The sequence below is a fragment of the Candidatus Chloroploca sp. Khr17 genome (assembly GCF_004138165.1).
GTDB lineage: Bacteria > Chloroflexota > Chloroflexia > Chloroflexales > Chloroflexaceae > Chloroploca.
In genome coordinates this window covers 1-20,470 of sequence record NZ_RYFF01000038.1, presented here as the reverse complement: position 1 = coordinate 20,470, position 20,470 = coordinate 1, and the positions used below count along the sequence as shown (strand labels likewise).

Sequence of the window (20,470 nt, the reverse complement as noted above, 5' to 3'; positions counted from 1 at the left end):
TCGAGACACCGTCTTGACCTGTTTCGTCTCGCTCACAGTTGCAGTGACGACCAACGCCCCGCAAAGCAGGGGGTCGAGACAGACCACGGCCTTCCAGCCGTAGTAGACTGCAAAAGTGACGACCAACGCCCCGCAAAGCAGGGGGTCGAGACACCGATTCATGTGGGTTCTACCTTTCGATACTGGGGGAGTGACGACCAACGCCCCGCAAAGCAGGGGGTCGAGACAGAACGAACAGGGCCATGAAAAACGCGAACATGCGAGTGACGACCAACGCCCCGCAAAGCAGGGGGTCGAGACACCCGGCGCTCGAGGTAGCGATGATATGTGTTGACGGTGACGACCAACGCCCCGCAAAGCAGGGGGTCGAGACAATTTATCTCCTCCGGACAGTTTGCGTCCATCTCAGTGACGACCAACGCCCCGCAAAGCAGGGGGTCGAGACTCTTCTGGAGAATAGCGCCGTCCTTCTTGATGATGTGTGACGACCAACGCCCCGCAAAGCAGGGGGTCGAGACAGGAAGTAGACCGCCCCCTGCCGCCACGGCTCCCCCGTGACGACCAACGCCCCGCAAAGCAGGGGGTCGAGACTAGTGTATGAGGCCCAACGGGCGAAGTTGCCGCTCGTGACGACCAACGCCCCGCAAAGCAGGGGGTCGAGACACCAAGAAAGGCGCTCCTGCGGATGCAGGTGCGCCTTGTGACGACCAACGCCCCGCAAAGCAGGGGGTCGAGACACGAGCGGCGGCGGCGGGCGGGATAGAATCGACTGCGTGACGACCAACGCCCCGCAAAGCAGGGGGTCGAGACTTGCGACGGATGTACGCTTGCGCGTTGCCGTCGGTGTGACGACCAACGCCCCGCAAAGCAGGGGGTCGAGACTTGAAGGTGTCGGTGTCGGCGGCGGTGTCGGCGTCGGTGACGACCAACGCCCCGCAAAGCAGGGGGTCGAGACACGGCAGAATCACGCCCTGGGTGTTGGTGGTCTTAGGTGACGACCAACGCCCCGCAAAGCAGGGGGTCGAGACGCAGGGCGCGGCCGTTGTTCACGAGGTCGAGGCCCACGTGACGACCAACGCCCCGCAAAGCAGGGGGTCGAGACCAGTGGTGGGCCAAGGATGGCACGGTCGGCGGTGTAGTGACGACCAACGCCCCGCAAAGCAGGGGGTCGAGACCCTGGAGCGAGGTTGCGTTAACGGGGGTGAGCGGCGAGTGACGACCAACGCCCCGCAAAGCAGGGGGTCGAGACCACCACCCCGACCTTGCTGACGACGCTCAGCGGGAGCGTGACGACCAACGCCCCGCAAAGCAGGGGGTCGAGACAAAACGCGGGCGGGTCATGGGCATCCAGGTAATTTTGTGACGACCAACGCCCCGCAAAGCAGGGGGTCGAGACCCTGGACGGGCATCACGCCGCCGCAAGCAGGATGGTCGTGACGACCAACGCCCCGCAAAGCAGGGGGTCGAGACACGCAGCCATTCGACCAGACGGGCACGCTGATCATGTGACGACCAACGCCCCGCAAAGCAGGGGGTCGAGACTAACTTTCGATAGCTCGCCGAGATTCCGGATAGGGTGACGACCAACGCCCCGCAAAGCAGGGGGTCGAGACGGGGAGACTTTCTGGAACAGCTTCAAATAGTCCTGGGTGACGACCAACGCCCCGCAAAGCAGGGGGTCGAGACACCGACGGCAGCTGGGAATGCGGGCGACCATTTAACTGTGACGACCAACGCCCCGCAAAGCAGGGGGTCGAGACTCGGCGTCCTGGAAGATGGGAAGAGGCTCTCCTCCTGTGACGACCAACGCCCCGCAAAGCAGGGGGTCGAGACAACATGATAAAGAAACAAAGACGGTATAGGCGAGTGACGACCAACGCCCCGCAAAGCAGGGGGTCGAGACGCAGTACCCCCTGGTGGAGGTGACTGCGGGGGCGGTTGTGACGACCAACGCCCCGCAAAGCAGGGGGTCGAGACTTATCCCATCCTTCGCGAGAAACGCGTACGTTCCGGTGACGACCAACGCCCCGCAAAGCAGGGGGTCGAGACTCAACGCTCTGCCCTCCACCAGGAGACTGACGCGTGTGACGACCAACGCCCCGCAAAGCAGGGGGTCGAGACAATCATGCCACTTCCCACAGTCTTCGCAGAACATCGTGACGACCAACGCCCCGCAAAGCAGGGGGTCGAGACCAAACGCCTCCCTCTGCGAGTTCGGCCAGCGCTACGAGTGACGACCAACGCCCCGCAAAGCAGGGGGTCGAGACCATAAGAATGAATAGGACTACTTTCTTGTATAGGTGGTGACGACCAACGCCCCGCAAAGCAGGGGGTCGAGACGTGAGAAGATTGTCGCGATACTCACAGCCAGCGAAGGTGACGACCAACGCCCCGCAAAGCAGGGGGTCGAGACAAAGTGGTTGATACCATAGCCCATGTGGTTCATCTGGTGACGACCAACGCCCCGCAAAGCAGGGGGTCGAGACTCGACGGGGCGGTGCCGCTCTGGGCGTGCTAGCTAGTGACGACCAACGCCCCGCAAAGCAGGGGGTCGAGACACGGGTGGTAATAATCTCACCGGACGGTGAGGCGAGTGACGACCAACGCCCCGCAAAGCAGGGGGTCGAGACTTTTCCAATTCACCACCAACCCGTCGGCGACGCTTAGTGACGACCAACGCCCCGCAAAGCAGGGGGTCGAGACAATGGTAATCTACCGTACGCATCAGCAGATATACGTGACGACCAACGCCCCGCAAAGCAGGGGGTCGAGACCTCAGTCCCCTCAGGTTCTGCTCCCGGGGGAGGTTGGTGACGACCAACGCCCCGCAAAGCAGGGGGTCGAGACAAGGAGAATGGTTACTCCACTCGCCCCAGAAGCCGAGTGACGACCAACGCCCCGCAAAGCAGGGGGTCGAGACATGGTCTGTAGATTGGTGTCGTTGCTGACAGCGAAGGTGACGACCAACGCCCCGCAAAGCAGGGGGTCGAGACCGCCGTCGGCCAGGATGGGCAGCAGCGCGAAGAGCGTGACGCCCAACGCCCCGCAACGCCGGCGGGCGCGACGGGCGGTAGGGGCACCCCTTGCGGGTGCCCCTACCGTGCGGGCACCCGCAAGGGGTGCCCCTACCGTGCGTGCGGGGGTTCCGGTGATGGCGGTCGTTGTTTCGTGCGCGATGAAGGTGCCCCTACGTGCGTGCGGGGGTTCCTCTGGCGGTGACGCCCAACGCCCCGCACGCAGGGGGGCATTGGGTGGCAAAGGCCTGTGGGCGTAGCAGCAATCCCGTGGGACATTCGTCTAATGGATCAGCTAGGCTGCTGCGCCCCTACATCTATGATTACGCCAGATGCGCCCGCAGGTGGGGGGTGGAGCAATCCAGGGGCGCATAGTGTCACCAGCGAAGTTGCCTCGCCAGCAATGCTACTTCCCGCCCAACCCCGTAATCGCCGAGCGGCTTGCTTCGATGCCAAAGCCCCAGGCGAGCAGGGTGGCGTAGTCGGTCCAGAGGTTGGCCCCAAAGGTGGCGTTGTTGCCGTAGAGTTGCCCGAGCCCTACCAGCGCAAGGAGGACGAGCAGAAAGCCTGAGCTGAGCCAGAGTTCCCCTATGCGGCGTCCGCTTGCGTGCTGAACCTGGGCTTCTGAGGTGGTGACCGGGACAACCGAGGGCATCGTTGGCATGGTGAAGATACCAGGTTGTACGCCTCGTCCGCCGCCAAGGACAAAGGGTGCCTCCGTGGCGTCGGGTTCGGGTGCTGGTGGAATAACCTCGGTCGCCAGGTTTGCGAGCTCGGTTTGCAGCAAGCTGCGATTGGCGGCATCGCTCGGGTCAAGATTGAAGAGACGGGTTTCTAGGGCGCGGAGACGTTGCTGGAGCGAGGGATCATGGCGGCTCTGGGTCAGCAAGCTGTCGATCTGTTCAAACATGGCTTGATAGTCAGCGACAGCTTCCTGCTGCTCCTTCAGCCGGCCTGCCACCGCGTCAGGTTCCTGGGTGCCCAGCGGGGCGTCGCGGGTGGCGTCCTTGAGATGCTGCTGCACGGTGCGGATGTAGGCGGTGTCGGTTGGCATGCTTGCGCTGGCGATGCGCTGCTCCAGCTCGGCGATAAAGGTCGCCTGTGCTTGCCAGTTGGTGCGGTCGCGTCGCCAGCGTTGCCAGATCGCTTCGGCTTTGCTGATGAAGTTCCGTGCCTGCTCGATGTCGGCCCCTTGCAAGGCGGCTTCGACATCAATTAATTGACGCTCGATCTGCTGGCGAAAGCTCGGGAGGAGTTCGGGATCGTTGCGGAGTTGGCTGCGCAGCCGCCCGGCACGAATGAGGATGTCGTCGTACGGGCGCACTTGCTGACGATAATAGGTAAGCACGCCGCCGCCGGCAATGCCGAGCAGCAGCACCGCGAGCGCCCAGCCCCAGGGGTGTTTGACCTGCACCGTTACGGGGAGACTCAGGACATCGTTGGCAGAGGTGAGCAGTAGTTCGCCCTGATATGCACCGCTGGCAATGCGCTCCAGATCAAAGGTTGTTGTGACGGTCAGCACCTGGCCAGCCGCCACCTGGGTGGCCGAGGTCTGGATGGTGATCTGTGGTGCAGGAATGGCCTGGCCCTGGTCGCTGATCAGATCCGTGGCAAGCCCTTGTAGCCCGGTGATCGGCGTGGTGGCACGGATCACGGTCGTGCGCGTCAGGCGTTCGCCCGTCACGCCAGCCGCACTGATGCGCGTTGGTGTCGCCGTCAGACCACCCTGGGCCTGCGCTGATGAAGCCAGGAGCAGCCAGCACACCCCTAGACCAAGCAAGAGCAGCAGCCATGTTTGGCGCATCACGATCTCCTTGTCGAACCTCACGAGCGCCGATCGACGACGATTATATCGCCAATGCCCTCAATGCGAGCATTAGGTTCCTGAAGCGGCATGCCCTGTTCCACATTCCAGCGGCGCAGTCCATCAATAACATGATTCTTCAGGTCGTCCACCGTTACAAAGCCTTTGTGGTCGCGATCCGCCGCGCCTTCCAGGCCATCAAGCAGGTAGTAACTGAAGACCCCATGCTTGACAGCGTGCCATTCCCGGGCGATCTGCTGCGAGGTGCTGGCGGCTAGGACGGCAAAACCTTCGGCCAGTTCAAAGCTATGGCGCAGAAAGTCCGGGTCGGTCATGCTGCGTCCGATCTCAATGCCGACATGGCATGCATCCAGCAGCAGCAGGCAGCGGTTTGCCTTGCTAGCGCGCAGCATCGCCTCGACCTCAGCAAGGGCCAGGGCTGAGTGGGGCGAACGAGCCCGCGTATTTTGCAACGCCAGCCAGCGTTGCCCGTCGCGCAGCAGCCCGTGACAGGCAAAAAAGACCAGGATGAAGTCATCGTGCGCGGCGCTTTCGCAGATGCTTCGTAATTCTGCTTCCACGTTCTCACGGCTGGGGAAGCGATGACTCTTGGGGTCAAGCTCATCGTGCAGAGCGACAACCGTATAACCGCCGCCAGCCAGCTGCGTTGCGAGGGCACGCACATCATTGACGCAATAGCGCAGCGGGGCATAGCTTGGCTCATTGTACACGTTGATCCCCACCAGCAAGGCCCAACGCTGCCGTACCGGGCCAGGCGGCGGGCGCGGTGCCGACGGCTGCGGCGCGGGATTGCCGCGGGGGGCGGGTGACGACGCCGTGGGATCGCTCGGTTCCACTGGCGCTGGCGCAGGAAGAGGGAGATCGATAGTGAGCTTCACTTCGATGCGGAGCCAGGTGACCAACGTCTGCATCGGGATCGAGTCACTCTCAAATGCATAGATCGCCTGTACCAACTCTTCGAGGCCCCCCTGATACTGCACGCACCGTTGCACAATATTGGCGACATCAGCCCTGAGCGCGGGATGACGCGTAATGTTGTGACGAATACCATCACGCAACTGACGCACAATCAGCTCGCGGGTGCCCTGATCCGCAATGGCATCGCATGCACAGAGCAGGTTCATCAAGTGATTGCGTTGCGGGTTCGTGAGGGCTGGTGGGGGCATAACGAAGGTTCCTCGTTCAATTGACAGCAAACAGCAGCAGAATTATAGCATGGACGATCCCCATACATGGGCCAAACCGATCTGATATGTTATACTTTCGGCATATCCTCATTCGTAGGTGAGTTCTGAAGCAAACGATGCCTGAGCCTTCCGATCAACTGACGCTGCGCTTTACGCCAACGCTGGATGGGGCGCGGATTGGGTGGGAGAGCGTTGCTGGGGGGACGCGCCGCAGTCGCTTTGTTGCGCCGTATGCCAGCGACGTGTTGCCCACCGTGCTCAAAGCGCTTGATGCCGCGCAACGCCCCGGTTATCCGGGCGTGGGGCCGGATGTGAGCGCTGAAGAGGTGCAGCACCTGGTTCGCGCTGGGCTTTGGGAGGCCGACCGAGTGGTGCCCGAGGTGCATCGGCGCGTTGGGCAACGCTTGTATGCGGCGTTGATTGAGGATCGTGACGGGGAACTTGCCCTGCGCCTGGCCCGTGAGTCGGCGCGGAGCCAGGGGAAATCGCTGACGTATGTGCTGCGCTTTCCGCCCGAGGCGGTGGACCTGGCGGCGTTGCCGTGGGAGGCGCTCTGGGATCAGCGTCAGGCGTTGCTGCTGTCACGTGGGGGCCGTCAGCTTGATGCGCTCGAGCGCTATCTCGATCTGGATGAGGCCCTTTCCCCACCATTGCCAGCGGGCCACACGCTGCATATCCTGGCGCTTGCGCCGCACGCCGGCATTCCCCCAGAGGTGCGCGATGCCGAACGTGCCGCGCGCCTCCAGAGCTGGACGGCCCTGCAGGATCAGGGGTTGCTGACGTGGGACGAACTCTCGCCCGTGACGGCGCGGAGTCTCGATGATCGCATGCGCCGGGGGCCAACCCCCGATATCATCCACTACTACGGCCACGGCAGCTATGACAACGGTCAGGGCTCCCTGGTCTTCGATAGCGAGGCGCGGGGGAGCAGGTATGAACTGGTGAGTGCTGGTCGTTTGGCGGCCCTGCTGGGTGGCATGCGGCTCATGATGCTCTTTGCCTGTCAATCGGCGATGGTCACCGACGGCCTGTCCACGGGGCTCTTTACGGGCGTGGCCCCGGCGTTGAGTGCCGTTGCCGAAGCGGTGGTCGCGATGCAATTGACGGTGCGTGTCACGGCGGCCACCCGCTTTAGCGAGGTCTTCTATGGTGAGCTCGCCCGCGGTCAGGCAGTTCAGGCCGCCGTCGCCGAGGCGCGGCGTTCACTCTATGTGCTCGAAAGCGACGGCGCAAGTTGGTATGTGCCGGCGCTCTACCTGCGCACCCGCGAGCAACGACCGCTCTATCTGGTGCAACCAAGCGTGGAAGAACGACGGCCTCTCCGTGGCGGCGCACTTCAACCAGAGCGCACCCCTCCAGACCACCAGGGACATCCCAACGGCGGCGCGTCATCACCCGCGGCCACCCCAGAGGGACAACCAGCAGCGCTCACGGGCGACGCGTCATCGCCTGCGGCCACCCCAGAGGAACAACCAGCAGCGCCCGCTGGAGGCGCGTCATCACCCGCGGCCACTCCACAAGGAGATGCCATGCGTCAACTGACGATCCAAGAGCGAGGCCAGCTCGTTGAGCTTTTGCTGGCCTGCCCTGCAATGCAAGACAGCCACCAGCGAGGGAGTGCGCTCGACTTTCTTGAGGCCCACGTACGCAGCGCCATCCCCCGCCACGCCCAGAGCCGGGCCGATGTCTTGAGCATCGTCACCACCTGCAACAACTACCGTGGTGCGCTGGACGCGTTGCTTGACGGGGTGCGCTTTTTTGATGCAGGTACGGTGGCGATGCAAGCGGTTGAAGATTTTTGGAAGCAGAAACAATGATGATAAAACTCAATAATTCGCGGTTTATTGAGCTGATGAAAATACGTGTGTGAGGGATATCCTTATGGATGCAACGCTTGTGATTGAATCGATCCCAATGACCGATTATCTCGAAATCATCGCCCCCGATGTTGTACGCGTGAAAGGCCATCGCATTGGTCTGGAGCATATCATTGAGCGCTATCACCTTGGGCTTAGCCCAGAACAGATGGCACTCGATTTTCCAGGCGTTGACCTCGTGGCTATTTACAACATTATTGCCTATTATTTGCACCATCAGGATACAGTGGACGCGTATATGGCCCGGGTCGATGCCCGCACTGAAACGGCGTACCAGGCCTGGCTGAGTCAACCACCCTCGCCACCGACGTTACGCATCCGCGCCATCAAGTCTCAGCGTGAACGAGCAAGTTCATGAAACTGCGTTTTCTCATTGCTGCGGCGGGTGGGCTGCATTGGGGGATTTTTATCGTGCGAAAGCACGTGCCCATCGGCGTATTGGTGGAGGAACTCGCCCTGTACTGGGAGGCTAGCGAAGCTGAAGAGTGGGTTGATCGCATTGAGTGGTTGACCGTGTGATACTATACCAGGATTAAAGGCAATACCTGGCAAAGAAGGCGGTTGTTTTGACGCAAAGGCGCAAAGGCGCAAAGGTTTTCGCGGAGGTGAGCCCACCCTTCGCGCCTTCGCGCCTTCGCGTGAATTTCTTTGGGCGGTTGATGATTTTTGGCAGCAGAAACAATGACCATACAACTAACGAATCCACAGTTTATTGAACTGGCTAACCTGTTGCTTGCGTGCGATGCGATCAAAGATCGGGGCATCCGCGGTGATGTGCTGGCCTTTCTGCCCGACAATGTGCGTGGGGCCATTGCTCGGCGGGATCAGGATCGTGCGGATGTGCTGAGCATTGCCCGTACCTGCGCCAACTACCCTGGCGCACTGGATGCGTTGCTTGAGGGGGTGCGCTGTTTTGATGAGGGCAGTGCCCCGCTGCTGGCGCTTGAGGCGTTCTGGCACGGTCTTGCAGGTGCGGCCCCCAACGCATCAGGGCAGCATCTGCCGGCGAAGCCGCACCAGGTTGAAGCGTCGCTCTGTCGGATCGATTTTACCCAGGCGATCGAGACGTTCGAGGTGGCGCTGCGAGATATGGGCACGACCGGTGGCGCCGCGCTCTTTCTGCTGCAAAATAGCTATGCTATGGGATCCCGATGGCTGATGCAGCGCATTGATGGCAGGCTAAAAGAGGTGATCTATCCCATTCATACCGTGTCGATCGGGTTTGAAGTGGGCATGCGCCATGATGAGCAGGGTCTCTTGCAGCGCCTGGGTGAGTGGTTTGCGGTGCATGATCATGGTGATGATCACGATCACTATATGACGAGCTTGATTGAGACCATATGCTTGTCAATTCGTAGTAAAAAAGTGATCCTGCTTGAACTTTCAGGATGGCATCGTGCCGAGGAACGGCTCTTAGCCTGGTTTGTCGAACACTTCTGGTCGCGGATGGTTGATGCACTCGCACGGTTCATTGCCGAACACGATTTGCGTCGCGTCTATGTGCTGGCGGTGCTTGTGACCAATACGCAGATCCCGGCTGAGACCTTGAGGCCGCATCTGTGTCCCGCTGGGCGGTTTGTCAGTAAGCAGATCACCTGCTTGCCGCTTGAACCCTGGTCGGTCGATGATATTCGGGTCTGGTTAGAGTCGTTTTCGCACCTATCAAGCGGACAGGTGATTGATCAAGAGGCCGATCGCATTTATGCTAGCAGCATCAACGGTACACCCCGGTTGGTGGCCGATCTGCTGCGTGATACGTATGCCCGATAGCAAGAGGAGAAGGTGATGAAGCCGCGTTCCGCGTATGTCTTTGCTGGTGATATGGCGCACGAGCCAGCCGAGCGCCATCCCGATGCCCCTACCCAACTAGAGCCGTATCTGGCTTCGCCGGAATTGGTACGCGCGGTCAATCTGGCGATCCATCTGGGCCGCCCACTGCTGCTTGAGGGTGAAGCCGGCTGTGGCAAAACGCGCCTGGCGCACGCGGTGGCCGCTGAGTTGGGCTTGCCACTCTATCGCTGGGATGTGCGTTCGACCAGCAAGGCCCAGGATGGGCTCTATACCTATGATGCGATCCGTCGTTTGCATGATGCGCAGGTTCACCATCTTCTGGCGGGGCAGATGCGTGAAACGGGGCAGAGCGATCCGGGCAATCCGCAGCAGTATGTGCGGATGGGGCCCATCGGCAAGGCGTTTGAACTGCGCGATCGCCCCGCAGTCGTGTTGATTGATGAGATTGACAAAGCCGATATTGATTTCCCCAATGACTTGCTCACGGTGCTCGACGAGCCGTGGGCGTTTACGATTCAAGAGACCGGGCAGCCGATTCAGGCCGTTCCTGCGTATCGCCCGATCATCGTGATCACCAGTAACAAGGAGAAGGGCAATTTGCCGGCCCCGTTTTTGCGCCGGTGCATCTACCATTTCATTACCTTCCCGGAAGCGCAGTTGAAGACGATTGTTGCGACCCACTTTGCCCGGCGCGGCATGGTGGTGCCGCCAACCACCGATCTGGCGATCTCGCGCTTTCTTGCGTTGCGCAATGGCGAGCGGTTGCATAAGAAGCCGGGCACGAGCGAGTTGCTCGATTGGCTCGAGGCGCTGGCGAACTTCAAGCCGGCGAGCCAACTCACGGCGGACGGGCCGCTGCCGTATCCAGAAGTGTTGCTGAAGCTGCGTGCCGATTGGCATGCGATTGTTGACCAGCGATGAGTGCCTTCCAGACCACCGATTTTGTGATTGCCCTGTTCTTGGCGCTGCGGCAGCAGGGCCTGGTACTGGGGGTGGGCGAATTGCTGGCGGTGCTTGACATCACCGACGTTTCCTGGCAGCCTGAGGCGCACGAGCAAGCGCGGCTGCACATCCGGCTCGTCTGGTGCCATTCTCCCGCTGAAGAGCAGATCTTCGATGATGTATGGGCGGCGACGCTGGCGCGCACGAGGCAGGGCGCACCGCAGCGCGTCGATGAGCACAAACCGCCCCCGGCACCGGACGATCGTGCCCCCGCTGATCTTGCTGAGCAGCCCAGGCCGGAAGCTCTGCCGCCTGAGCCGCTGCCGCCAACCGCCGGTGGTGCCGCCGCACGGTTAGAACCACTGCCCTTCTATGTGCCCTTTGCCCCGGCCCCGATTGATGACCATCTGGAACTGGGCAGTTACTGGCCCATCTCGCGCCGACAGATGGCCTACGCCTGGCGGTACCTGCGTCGTCCGCTCGCCGATGGGCCGTGCGACGTGCTTGATCTCACGGCAACGATTGACGCAACAACGCGCAGTGGCCTCTTTCTGGGGCCGGTCTATCGTCGACGAGAGCGCAATCACGCTCATCTGGTGCTGCTGATTGACCAGAACGGCTCAATGATGCCCTTTCACCGCTTTACCCGCGATCTGGCGACCACGGCGCAGGACGAAAGCAGCCTTGAGCAGGTGGAGGTCTACTATTTTCACAATGTTCCCGCCGAACACGTTGCAACCGATCCATACCTGACCACCTCCATCGAACTGGCAGGCCTCCTGGAGCGTTGCACGCCCGAGACGAGCATCCTCATTGCGAGCGACGCCGGGGCGGCGCGCGGCTACCGCGACCCGGAGCGCATTCGGGCGACGCGCACCTTTGTACGCCAGGTCGAACAGCACACCCTGCTGCTGGCCTGGCTCAACCCGATGCCCCACGAACGCTGGGCGCACTCGTCGGCCCAGGTGATCGCCGGACTGTTGCGCGGCCACATGTTTCAGATGGATGCCGATGGTCTGAGCAACGCGATTGATGTTCTTCGTGGGCAACCGTTGCGGTATCACTAAACTATGGATACAGCGACTGCACCAACCGAAGATGATGCGCGGCAGATGGTGGAGCGGTTTGTCCGTCGTTTCGACGAGTCATACCGTCTGCTGGCCTGCCATGCGGCGCTGCCGCTGATCCTGACGCCCGAACTGGTGCACAATCTGCGCAATACCTTCTTGCGCGGGCAGGTGCCCTGGGTCGCTGAGGTGGATCTGCTGCTCTCGGAGCTGTGCCGGCCTGTTGGCTACGAACAATACGCGATGGATGCGGCGGTACGGGCGTACCTGATCAACGACCTGCAAGCCCGCGTTGGCGAGCGTCGCCTGCAAGACGTGGCGCGCCTGCTGATCCGCTATATTCATCACCTCAGCCGTGCACGCTCCATCTTCAGCGACCCCGAACTCCAGGCGCAGCAACTGGCCGCCATGGTCTGCCTGGACGACCAGCGCGAAGAGGCTGTGCATACCCTGGTCGAGGCGCTTCAAAAGAACCTGGAGGCCATCGCCGACAGCCCCACCGCCACCGGCACCCGCGCCGAACTCACCCGCCTGACCCGCCTCGCGCAGACCCTCGCCCCGCAGATGGGAGCGTATCCCGAACTTGTTACCTATGCCGACCTGATCCGGCGCATGCTCGCCGATCCCGCCCGCACGCTCACCGAAGAGCCAAGCCAGGTTCAGACGCCGGTCACGCTCCTGGGGCAAACGATGCCCGCCCCGGGGGTCTTGCTGCCCCCAGAGTCGCGTGATTCTCCAGATGACCACGTCACGCCAACCAGACCGGGGTTGGCGTTGCCGCCATTGTATGGCCGCGCAACCGAACTCGCCCTGCTGCAACAGTTCTGCCTGGAGCCGGTCAACCACTACGTGGTGCTCTACGGGGCGCCGCAGAGTGGCAAAACAAGCCTCTTGCGGCACCTGGAAGCCGCCTTGCAGCAATTTGCCCAAGTTGATGTGTGTCGCCTTGATGTTCAGGCGATCCACGGGGCCACCGCTGAGCAAGTGTTTGCCTATCTCGCCACCCAGATCAGTCAGTCGCTCCCGGCTGGCGTGGAAGCCGCAGGCGTTGAGGAGGGCACGACCTTCCTGAGCTTCCTGATCGAAGCGCTCGATCGCGACGACATCAACCGCTTCGTGCTGATGCTTGATGAATGGGGCGCGTTGCCCGTCGCAACCCGCGAGAAGCTGGCCCATACCGTGCGTTCCATCTTCGCGATGCGGAACGAAGTCCCCGTGCTCGCCAAGCTCCAGGTGATCGTGAGCGGCGGCATCGAGCTGTATGACCTTGGGCGCAGTGAGGCATCGCCGCCATTCAACATCTGCGAAGAGGTCTACCTGGGTGATCTGAGCGAAAGCGAAGCGGTCGCTCTGATGTGGGAAGATCTCGGCAGTCTGGAGCTGCCGGAAAAGCTCGTGGACGACCTGGCATATGCGACCTACGACCGCGTCGGCGGGCACCCCTACCTGACCCGGCGCATCGCCGAACTCGTTGTGCAGGCAACGCCGCCCGGCGAGCCCCTGGCGGCGAACGCGCTGGCAACCGCGCTTGGCGAAATCGAGCGCGACGACCCGCTGCTGGGCCGCATTATCGACGACCTGCGCGCATATCAACTGGAAGACGCAGCCCGCCGCCTGCTCAGGAGCATGGCAACAGCGTCTTCTGATCCTTCACAGCCCGGGAGCGCGGGCGGCCCGCCCGCTTCGGGAGCAAAAGCCGGCGGGCCGCCCGCGCTCCCAGGAGAGTCGGAAAACGTCGTTGACCGACCGTTGAGTGCCCCACCGCCCTTTACCCGCCTCGATGACGACATGGCCCGCCTGGAACTGATCGGCCTCGCCAGACCAGCGGGCGAGACCTGGGCACCACGGAACGCCTGGCTGGCCAAAGTGTTTGGGCAATTGCTGGATGTAGCTTCGCCAACGGTCGTCGCGCCACTAGATGCGGGAGCAACGACGGCGACGCCGTTGCCCGCATGGGTGCCGCAACTCATCCACATCCCGGCGGGATCCTTTTTGATGGGCAGCAGTGACGCTGACAGCATGGCCCTCCACAACGAAAAACCGCAACACACGCTGACCCTGCCCGACTATTGGATTGGCGCAATGCCTGTGACCAATGCTCAGTTCCAACCCTTTGTCCAGGGTGATGGGTACACGAATCGAACCTACTGGACGATGGCTGGATGGGCATGGCGCACGGAGAAGAAGATTAGTCAACCTGCGTATTGGAACGACTTACGCTGGAACGGTGCGCAGCATCCCGTTGTTGGTGTAAACTGGTTCGAGGCAGTTGCCTACTGCCGCTGGCTCAGTGCGCAGACCGGACACGAGTTTCGCCTGCCGAGCGAGGCTGAATGGGAAAAAGCCGCCCGTGGCCCCGACGGGCGCATCTGGCCCTGGGGCAATACCTGGGAGCGCGGGCGGTGCAACAGCAAGGAGGCCGGGCTCAACCAGACAACCCCGGTAGATCAGTATCCGACTGGTGCCAGCCCGTACGGGGTGCTGGACATGGTCGGCAACGTCTGGGAATGGTGCGCGACCCAGTATGGCAAATGGTATCCCTATCAATGGAAGGATGAGTGGCAAGCAGCGTATCTGGGAACTGACTGGAGTCGTGTACTACGTGGCGGATCGTGGAACCACGAACAAAAGTTCGTCCGGGTTTCGTACCGCGAATTCTACTTCCCGGGCAGCCGCTACAACAGTAACGGGTTGCGGGTCGCCAGTCATTCTCCGCTGCCCGGTTCTGAATCCTGATTGCTGATTGCTGTGTTTGGGCGGCCCATAGGAATGGCAGAGCCAGGTGGGTGCTATCCTTCTTCGTTCACCGGCTCGGCGATCATGCGCTCTGCGTCCTGAAGCAACGGCGTAAGCGCCAGATCTTCATCCACCTCCGGCCAGTGGATGCCATAGCCGGATGGTGATACCATTATGCACCTCCCTGATGCATAGCTTTGCTTCTGAGCAACAAACCTCATGGAATGGTCGGATCGCAACGCCTCCGCGGTCATTCCGAACGAAGCCGCAGGCGCAGTGAGGAATCTGCACTGATCGTCATGAAAGACCCCTCACTTTGTTCGGGGTGACATGGGCGGCGTTCGGGGTGACATGGGCGGCGTTCGGGGTGACATGGGCAGGCCTGTGCAACACACTGATTAGTTTGTGCATTAAGTTTTCTGGTAGCGCCGCCGACCACGAATGCTGATAACGAATAACCGAATATGGGCTGCTCCATGCGCTCTTCGTTCATTCGTGGCCCCAATTCGTGGACGGCTGAGGACGCCGGAAAACTTAATGCACAAACTACTGATTGCTCACGGCATCACTGGCCGGCGGGCCATTTGGTACTCAGCATGCCAACGTAGTTCTTTCAACTGTACCCGTTCAGGCGCATCGATGCAAGCGAGAAGGCTGGAATATTCCAAATGAGACCCGTTTTTTGACGCAAAGGCGCAAAGGCGCGAAGCTTTGATCCAGCCGGCGTAGGCCGGTTTCGCATACGGCAGCCGAGGCGTTGACGCCGATGGTGTTATGGTCTTTCAGAAATGAATCCGCTCCAGCCCACGAAGGTGGGCTTCGCATTCCCTAGCCGAGGGCTTTAGCCCGACGGCATCGGGTTCATAGCGGATCATGGACTGAAAACCCATGATGCCGACGGGCCACAGATTTTCGTTGGCCGGTGCCTGCAAGCAAGCGGGACGGCCTTTCACCCAAAGGAGAAGGCATGCGTCAACTGACCATCCAAGAGCGAGGCCAGCTCGTTGAGCTTTTGCTGGCCTGCCCTGCAATGCAAGACAGCCACCAGCGCGGGGGTGTGCTCGCCTTTCTTGAGGCTCGCGTGCGCAATGCCATCCCTCGCCACGCGCAGAGCCGCGCCGATGTGCTGAGTATCGTGACGATCTGCAACAACTATCCGGGTGCGCTGAACGAACTGCTTGTCGGCGTGCGCTTTTTTGATGCAGGTACGGTCGCGATGCAGGCGGTTGAGGAATTTTGGCACGCTCTCGTGTCGGACGATCGAGGCTCCTTACCGAACACGAATCTTTCCCCTCGTCCTTCATATGACCCTGGTTTTATCGAACTGCTCCGTCAAAAGCTCGTGACCGAGCATCAACTTCACGATGTCTCGCGTGATGCGCGTCATGCGGCGTTCGCATTGATTGGCTTTCGCGAAACCCCTTTGACGATCGATCTGGTGGCGTTTGTGGTTGCCGATGGACTCACGCATGAAGAGATCGTTGCCTTGCGAACTAGCTTTTTTGAGACCACCCGACGTTTGCCACACAACTACCGCTTACGTCCCGGCTTACGCAATCCAAACGGGTTGCTCTGTTTTGTTTTTGTGCATGGCTGCCCCGAGCAGATGGGTAGCTTCATTCAGAAGCAGAGTCAGATCTCGCACGCCTCCCCCGACGGCGGGGTCATGGTCGCCTGGTCACTGGATATGCAAGCCCAACATGTACGTGTGCATAACAATCCGGTTTCGTTGGTTCCACCCGTCATTATTCTGGTCAAAACCGTCTTTCCAGGACGCGACTGGTTACTCGGATGTCTGCGCGAGTATCACGCCCAGGTTTCTGCCGCTGAACAACCAGCAAGAACTGTTGAGACTAGTGCCGCACCGCACCAAGGCAGGGTTGCCGTATGTCTGGCTGCGCATCCGAAACTACGCGGTGGCGTTGATGCACGCCCTGACGAGATCCTGATCGATTGGGTCGAGGCGTTTGGGTCAGGCGATCCGACGCCGCTGACATGGGAGCAGCAGCTTTTGCCAGATCTCGAGCGGTATGTGCGGATGTTTCGGCGCGAGCAGAAGAGCGTGATTGACCTGCGGGCGTTTGCGCGGAATGCGGCAGGGCTTGCGTTTGGGGCTGTTTTTTGCCAGCGTGCCGGCTTCCAGATCCACTACACCGATAATCGCGATCAGGTGTGGCGCACCGATGCTGCCGTGTCCGTCCCAGCACCACTGACCCTCACCGAGACGCTGGTGGACAACGATGGCAACGATCTCGTCGTTGAACTCGCCGTCACCCAGGGTGCGGCACGGGTAACCGAGGCGGTTGATGAGTGGTTGGTGACGCACGCGGGCCAGGTCGCCGCAGGAACGCACCGGCGGATCGGCAAACGCCTGCTGCTTGCGCTCCATCGCGAGCCGTATGAGCTTACGCCAGAAGAAGGGGCTGCGATGGCCCAGCAGGTATGTGCCTTGCTGAGCACGCAGAGCCGTCCTGGCGCAACCATCCACCTCTTTGGTGCGCTCCCACTCGGGGTGTCCATCCTCATTGGCTGGGGGCTCAAGGCGGGCAACCCGATCCAATGGTATGAACTGAATGGTGAAGGGCAGTACCAGGCGGCGTGTGTGTTGCGCCCGTGAGGCACGGCAGATCAATCCATCCCTGAAGGCACTGATGCGAAACGAGTAGCGTGGTTGTTGGACAAGCTTTGATCAGGATTCACACAAAAAAGGGCCAGCGCCGTCCGGCACTGGCCCTGTGTGATGCACTGAAACGCGTTGATTCCCTGCTACGCCGGCGCCTCCAGCGCGAGCAAGCTCACCGCGGCGTTGAGCGCCGGCGATGCAGCGTAGGAGCAACCAAGTGCGCTCACAGACAAATGAAAAGCCGCATAGATATTGCGCTGAGTTTCTTTGCCCTCCCGTCGTTTGAGCGACGTGAATTGGTAATCAAACCGGCAGCGCCGTGCTCGTCCTGATCTACCGCGAGAGCCAGTAAGCTACCCACCGCTAAAGCTGGTGGGCTTTGCCCTGGCGCTACCAACCCGAGGGCTGGCATCCGAGCAGCACGGCACGCTTACAGGTGCCCGGCGAGCAATATTACCCGCCGCGATTGTATCCGCTGGCCCAGCGAAGCCGCAGGATATGCAGAGAAAGGAAGCCTGGGTCTTGCGGTTGGCCTTGTCGATGCAGCCGCAAGCAGGACATGTTCGCGAGGTATTCCGAGGATCAACAAAGGAGACAGGCACGCCCGCAAGCGCGGCCTTGTAGACGAGAAAGGCACGAAGTTGAACAAAAGCCCAACTATGGAGCGTGGCACGCTGCGACCGTCGAACCCTGACCCGCGAGCGAATATGCGTGAGATCCTCAAGCGCAATCGCCCGCTTCGTGCGTTCGGCCTTTCCCACGATCCGTTTGCTCAGGTTGTGATTTATCCAGGTTGCGAACCGTCGTTCCTGTCCCGCCAGCTTCTTCAAACGACGACGGCTCCCTTTTGTCCCAAGGCGCTGCAATTTTTGGCGCAACCGGCGATGGCGATAGCGTACGTTCTTGATCGCCTTGCCCGAGTGCGTTTCGCCGTCGCTATCCACGGCAATGTTGGTCACGCCCAGGTCAATTCCCAACACGCCTTCGACATCAATCGGTTCGCGGGTTTCGACCTCGCGCCCAGCAAGCAAGCGCCACTCCCCATTCACCAACGCCAGATCCGTTTCGCCCCGGCGTGTCGTAAGCAGTTGACGTTGCCGCTCGCCACACACGAACGGAATGGCTTGTCTTCCGTCCAACGTCCACATCGACACTTCCGATTTCGGCAGCGCAAACGAAAGGATGCGGTCATCGTAGGCAATTGCGCCGTGCGGAGTAAACGACCGCATCACCTTCTTGTCGAGCTTGTACGCGTCCGAAACTTTCGCAATACAGCGCACCGCCATCTGTGCAGTAAGGTCGAACGTCTCACGCACGGACTGATACACCAGGGCGTGAACGGCAAACTGCCGAAAGGTCTTGGTCTCCCATGCGGTTCGGCTGATGGCGTTACACGCCTCATTCGCTCGTTCGAGCGTACGGAGCAAAGCGTCGGCCTGCTCTGGCGTAGGTTGCAACTTCAGTTGTATCGTAAGTCTCATAATATGAGAAGTGTATCACAACACGAACATATGTGCAACTTCGAACTAAAGCCGCTCAAGCGGGGCGCTCATCCCAGCGCGAAAGCTGCTGGGTTTCCGTGCCTAAAGGCAAGCTATCTATGAAACAGCGCATCTTCTACCTCTTCAGCATCTGGCTGGGGCTTGGGATGCTGCTGTTTGCCGTCCCGACGCGGCTCCCAGCCCAAGGCGGCGGGATCGTCGTTGATGGTGCCGACACCGTGCGCACCAACGAACTCCCCAGTGCCGCCGCTTTGGCCACGCCCTTGAGCGCGGCGCGCTTTGTCGTGAACGTGAACTATGCTGACGATGTGCGCCATGCTCCGTTGGGGTACAATAACGCCTTCAATGAACCGCTGGCCGAGACGCGCTTTGGGGTCAATGTGAACTACGCCAATGCGCTGCGCCAAGTCGGCTTGCGCTACAATCAGGCCCTCGATGAACCGTTGCAAGCGGCGGCCTTTGTCACCAATGTCAACGCTGCCAATACGATCCAGCACCACGCCTTGGCCTTCCCGGTGGCGGCGATCAAGGACACGGTGCCGCCACAGATTAGTAGCCCGCAAGCGGTCGCTGGTGAGCAACAGATCGATTTCCGCTGGCAAACCGATAGCTATGCGCGTGGTGAAGTGCGCTACGGCTTCAGTGCCAACAACCTGACGTTGAGCCTGAGCGATCCCGCATACCGCTTCGAACACCAATTCAGCCTTGACCTGAACACGCTGCCCAGCCTCGCGCAGAGCAATGGCTTCAATGGCGAAATCTTCTACCAACTCGTCGCCACCGACCAAAGTGGCAACGTGCAAACCAGTGTGGTCAGCAGCCTCAGCGTCACCGCGAACAACACCGTCTACCTGCCCATCGTGGTGCGCACGCGCTAACGCAAGGCAGGGGCTGATGTGCGAAACACATCAACCCCTGCTCCCTGTCCCCTTGGCTCAGCACCCCGTGCCGCACCCATATCCATTCGTCCAGGACTTAAACGCTGACCGCTTGAGCCTCAGTCGCACGAGTTTGATCTTTTGCCAAAGCCGTGTAGAATCAAGCTATGCTGAGGCAAACGCGGATGATTGATGACGTAGAGAGGAGGGTGGCATGATCGAGACTCTTGCATATGAGCAGGCCCTTGAACTTGTTCGCCGGCTTGATCGTCCAACCCGGGCGCGCTTCGTGGCGCAGGTTGTACAGGAACTGGCAGTCGAGCCAGGTGACGCAGGCCAACGGGTCACGGATCCACGGGCAACGCTCGCAGAAATACGAGCTCACTTTGCCCAGCAAGGGCCGGTGAACCCATCCGCCGGTGAGCAACTTGATCGTGATCGCCAACACCGGGCAGACCTCCTTGAAGGCAGGATTCGTGAGTAATGTATACCGTCGATGCCAACATCTTTGCTCGTGATACGGATTCACATGATCCGCTCTATCCTGTTTGTCACGCCTTCCTTGAGGCCTGTGATCACCGTCAGATCCCGATCATCGTGCCGAATCTGATCCTCGCTGAGGTTGCTGCAACCGTGAGCCGGATGCGGCGTGATCCCATCCGTGCCCGGCTGTCGGCTGCATCAATAGCGGCATTCGAGCATATCCAACTCGTGTCACTTGATGACCGACTGGCGGAGGAAGCGGTTGAACTTGCTGCGGATCGTGCGCTGCGTGGTGCGGATGCGGTCTATGTGGCGGTGGCCCGCCGTTATCGGTGTGCACTGGTCACGCTTGACCGTGAACAGCGCGAACGTGCCGCGCTCGTGGTGCGAACCCTGACGCCCACGGAGGTGCTGGCCGAACTGGATCCTGATGCGGCCTAAACGCACGACGGTGCGCAATCCCGCAGTGCACGGGCGCGTGAGGTGGTCATGCTCCGGTCATACGTGGGGATCGGCTGGATGGCTGGGATGAGGCCGAATTCAGC

At 60.9% G+C, this 20,470-nt stretch carries 15 protein-coding genes and 1 CRISPR repeat array (1 of these 16 cut by a window edge); of the genes, 11 read left to right on the top strand and 4 right to left on the bottom strand.

The features are described 5' to 3' along the window. Positions 1-3,065: direct repeats of the CRISPR family, unit length 37 nt; unit sequence GTGACGACCAACGCCCCGCAAAGCAGGGGGTCGAGAC (it extends 3,182 nt beyond the left edge of the window). 355 nt (positions 3,066-3,420) lie between these two features. Both EKD05_RS18765 and EKD05_RS18760 read right to left on the bottom strand, forming a co-directional pair. Beyond that, entirely contained in the window at positions 3,421-4,818 is a 1,398-nt protein-coding gene (locus EKD05_RS18765) for a hypothetical protein (RefSeq protein ID WP_129675782.1), read from the bottom strand. 20 nt (positions 4,819-4,838) lie between these two features. Further along, complete coding sequence (locus EKD05_RS18760) at positions 4,839-6,005, bottom strand: caspase family protein (protein ID WP_129675779.1); 1,167 nt, start codon at positions 6,003-6,005, stop codon at positions 4,839-4,841. A gap of 137 nt (positions 6,006-6,142) precedes the next feature. On the opposite strand from EKD05_RS18760, the gene EKD05_RS18755 reads away from it, so the two are divergent. From EKD05_RS18755 to EKD05_RS18730, 7 genes are all read left to right on the top strand, one after another. Beyond that, entirely contained in the window at positions 6,143-7,843 is a 1,701-nt protein-coding gene (locus EKD05_RS18755) for a CHAT domain-containing protein (RefSeq protein WP_129675776.1), read from the top strand. A 64-nt stretch (positions 7,844-7,907) separates the two neighbouring features. Further along, positions 7,908-8,261, top strand: coding sequence for a DUF433 domain-containing protein (locus tag EKD05_RS18750; protein ID WP_129675773.1), 354 nt, complete (start codon positions 7,908-7,910; stop codon positions 8,259-8,261). After that, positions 8,258-8,422 carry a hypothetical protein gene (locus tag EKD05_RS25845; RefSeq protein WP_165360806.1) on the top strand — a complete coding sequence of 55 codons (165 nt, stop codon included), beginning with the start codon at positions 8,258-8,260 and terminating at the stop codon, positions 8,420-8,422. Before EKD05_RS18750 ends, EKD05_RS25845 begins: the two co-directional genes overlap by 4 nt. Before the next feature lie 162 nt (positions 8,423-8,584). After that, positions 8,585-9,673 carry a hypothetical protein gene (locus tag EKD05_RS18745; protein ID WP_129675770.1) on the top strand — a complete coding sequence of 363 codons (1,089 nt, stop codon included), beginning with the start codon at positions 8,585-8,587 and terminating at the stop codon, positions 9,671-9,673. A gap of 15 nt (positions 9,674-9,688) precedes the next feature. Beyond that, the gene (locus EKD05_RS18740) at positions 9,689-10,615 is read left to right on the top strand and encodes a MoxR family ATPase (protein WP_205703975.1); all 927 of its coding nucleotides are present in this window, start codon (positions 9,689-9,691) and stop codon (positions 10,613-10,615) included. Beyond that, positions 10,612-11,703 (top strand): VWA domain-containing protein, encoded by a 1,092-nt coding sequence (locus tag EKD05_RS18735; RefSeq protein WP_129675767.1) that lies wholly within the window; start codon positions 10,612-10,614, stop codon positions 11,701-11,703. Before EKD05_RS18740 ends, EKD05_RS18735 begins: the two co-directional genes overlap by 4 nt. A 3-nt stretch (positions 11,704-11,706) precedes the next feature. Continuing rightward, entirely contained in the window at positions 11,707-14,439 is a 2,733-nt protein-coding gene (locus tag EKD05_RS18730; protein ID WP_129675764.1) for an SUMF1/EgtB/PvdO family nonheme iron enzyme, read from the top strand. 53 nt (positions 14,440-14,492) lie between these two features. On the opposite strand, the gene EKD05_RS26795 is transcribed toward EKD05_RS18730, so the two are convergent. Beyond that, positions 14,493-14,612: a DUF2442 domain-containing protein gene (locus EKD05_RS26795; RefSeq protein ID WP_165360805.1), complete on the bottom strand. Its 120-nt coding sequence runs from the start codon at positions 14,610-14,612 to the stop codon at positions 14,493-14,495. Positions 14,613-15,406: 794 nt separating this feature from the next. Here EKD05_RS26795 and EKD05_RS18725 point away from each other — a divergent pair. Beyond that, complete coding sequence (locus EKD05_RS18725) at positions 15,407-17,056, top strand: SAVED domain-containing protein (protein WP_129675761.1); 1,650 nt, start codon at positions 15,407-15,409, stop codon at positions 17,054-17,056. Positions 17,057-17,415: 359 nt separating this feature from the next. On the opposite strand, the gene EKD05_RS18720 is transcribed toward EKD05_RS18725, so the two are convergent. After that, positions 17,416-18,543, bottom strand: coding sequence for an RNA-guided endonuclease TnpB family protein (locus EKD05_RS18720; protein WP_129675758.1), 1,128 nt, complete (start codon positions 18,541-18,543; stop codon positions 17,416-17,418). 119 nt (positions 18,544-18,662) lie between these two features. On the opposite strand from EKD05_RS18720, the gene EKD05_RS18715 reads away from it, so the two are divergent. The 3 genes from EKD05_RS18715 (at position 18,663) to EKD05_RS18705 (ending at position 20,366) form a co-directional block, all read left to right on the top strand. Beyond that, positions 18,663-19,442, top strand: a complete 780-nt coding sequence (locus EKD05_RS18715; RefSeq protein WP_129675755.1) for a hypothetical protein — start codon at positions 18,663-18,665, stop codon at positions 19,440-19,442. 214 nt (positions 19,443-19,656) lie between these two features. After that, entirely contained in the window at positions 19,657-19,926 is a 270-nt protein-coding gene (locus EKD05_RS18710) for a hypothetical protein (RefSeq protein WP_129675752.1), read from the top strand. Continuing rightward, on the top strand, positions 19,926-20,366 hold the full coding sequence (locus EKD05_RS18705; protein WP_129675749.1) for a type II toxin-antitoxin system VapC family toxin: 441 nt from the start codon (positions 19,926-19,928) through the stop codon (positions 20,364-20,366). Before EKD05_RS18710 ends, EKD05_RS18705 begins: the two co-directional genes overlap by 1 nt. Positions 20,367-20,470: the final 104 nt, after the last annotated feature.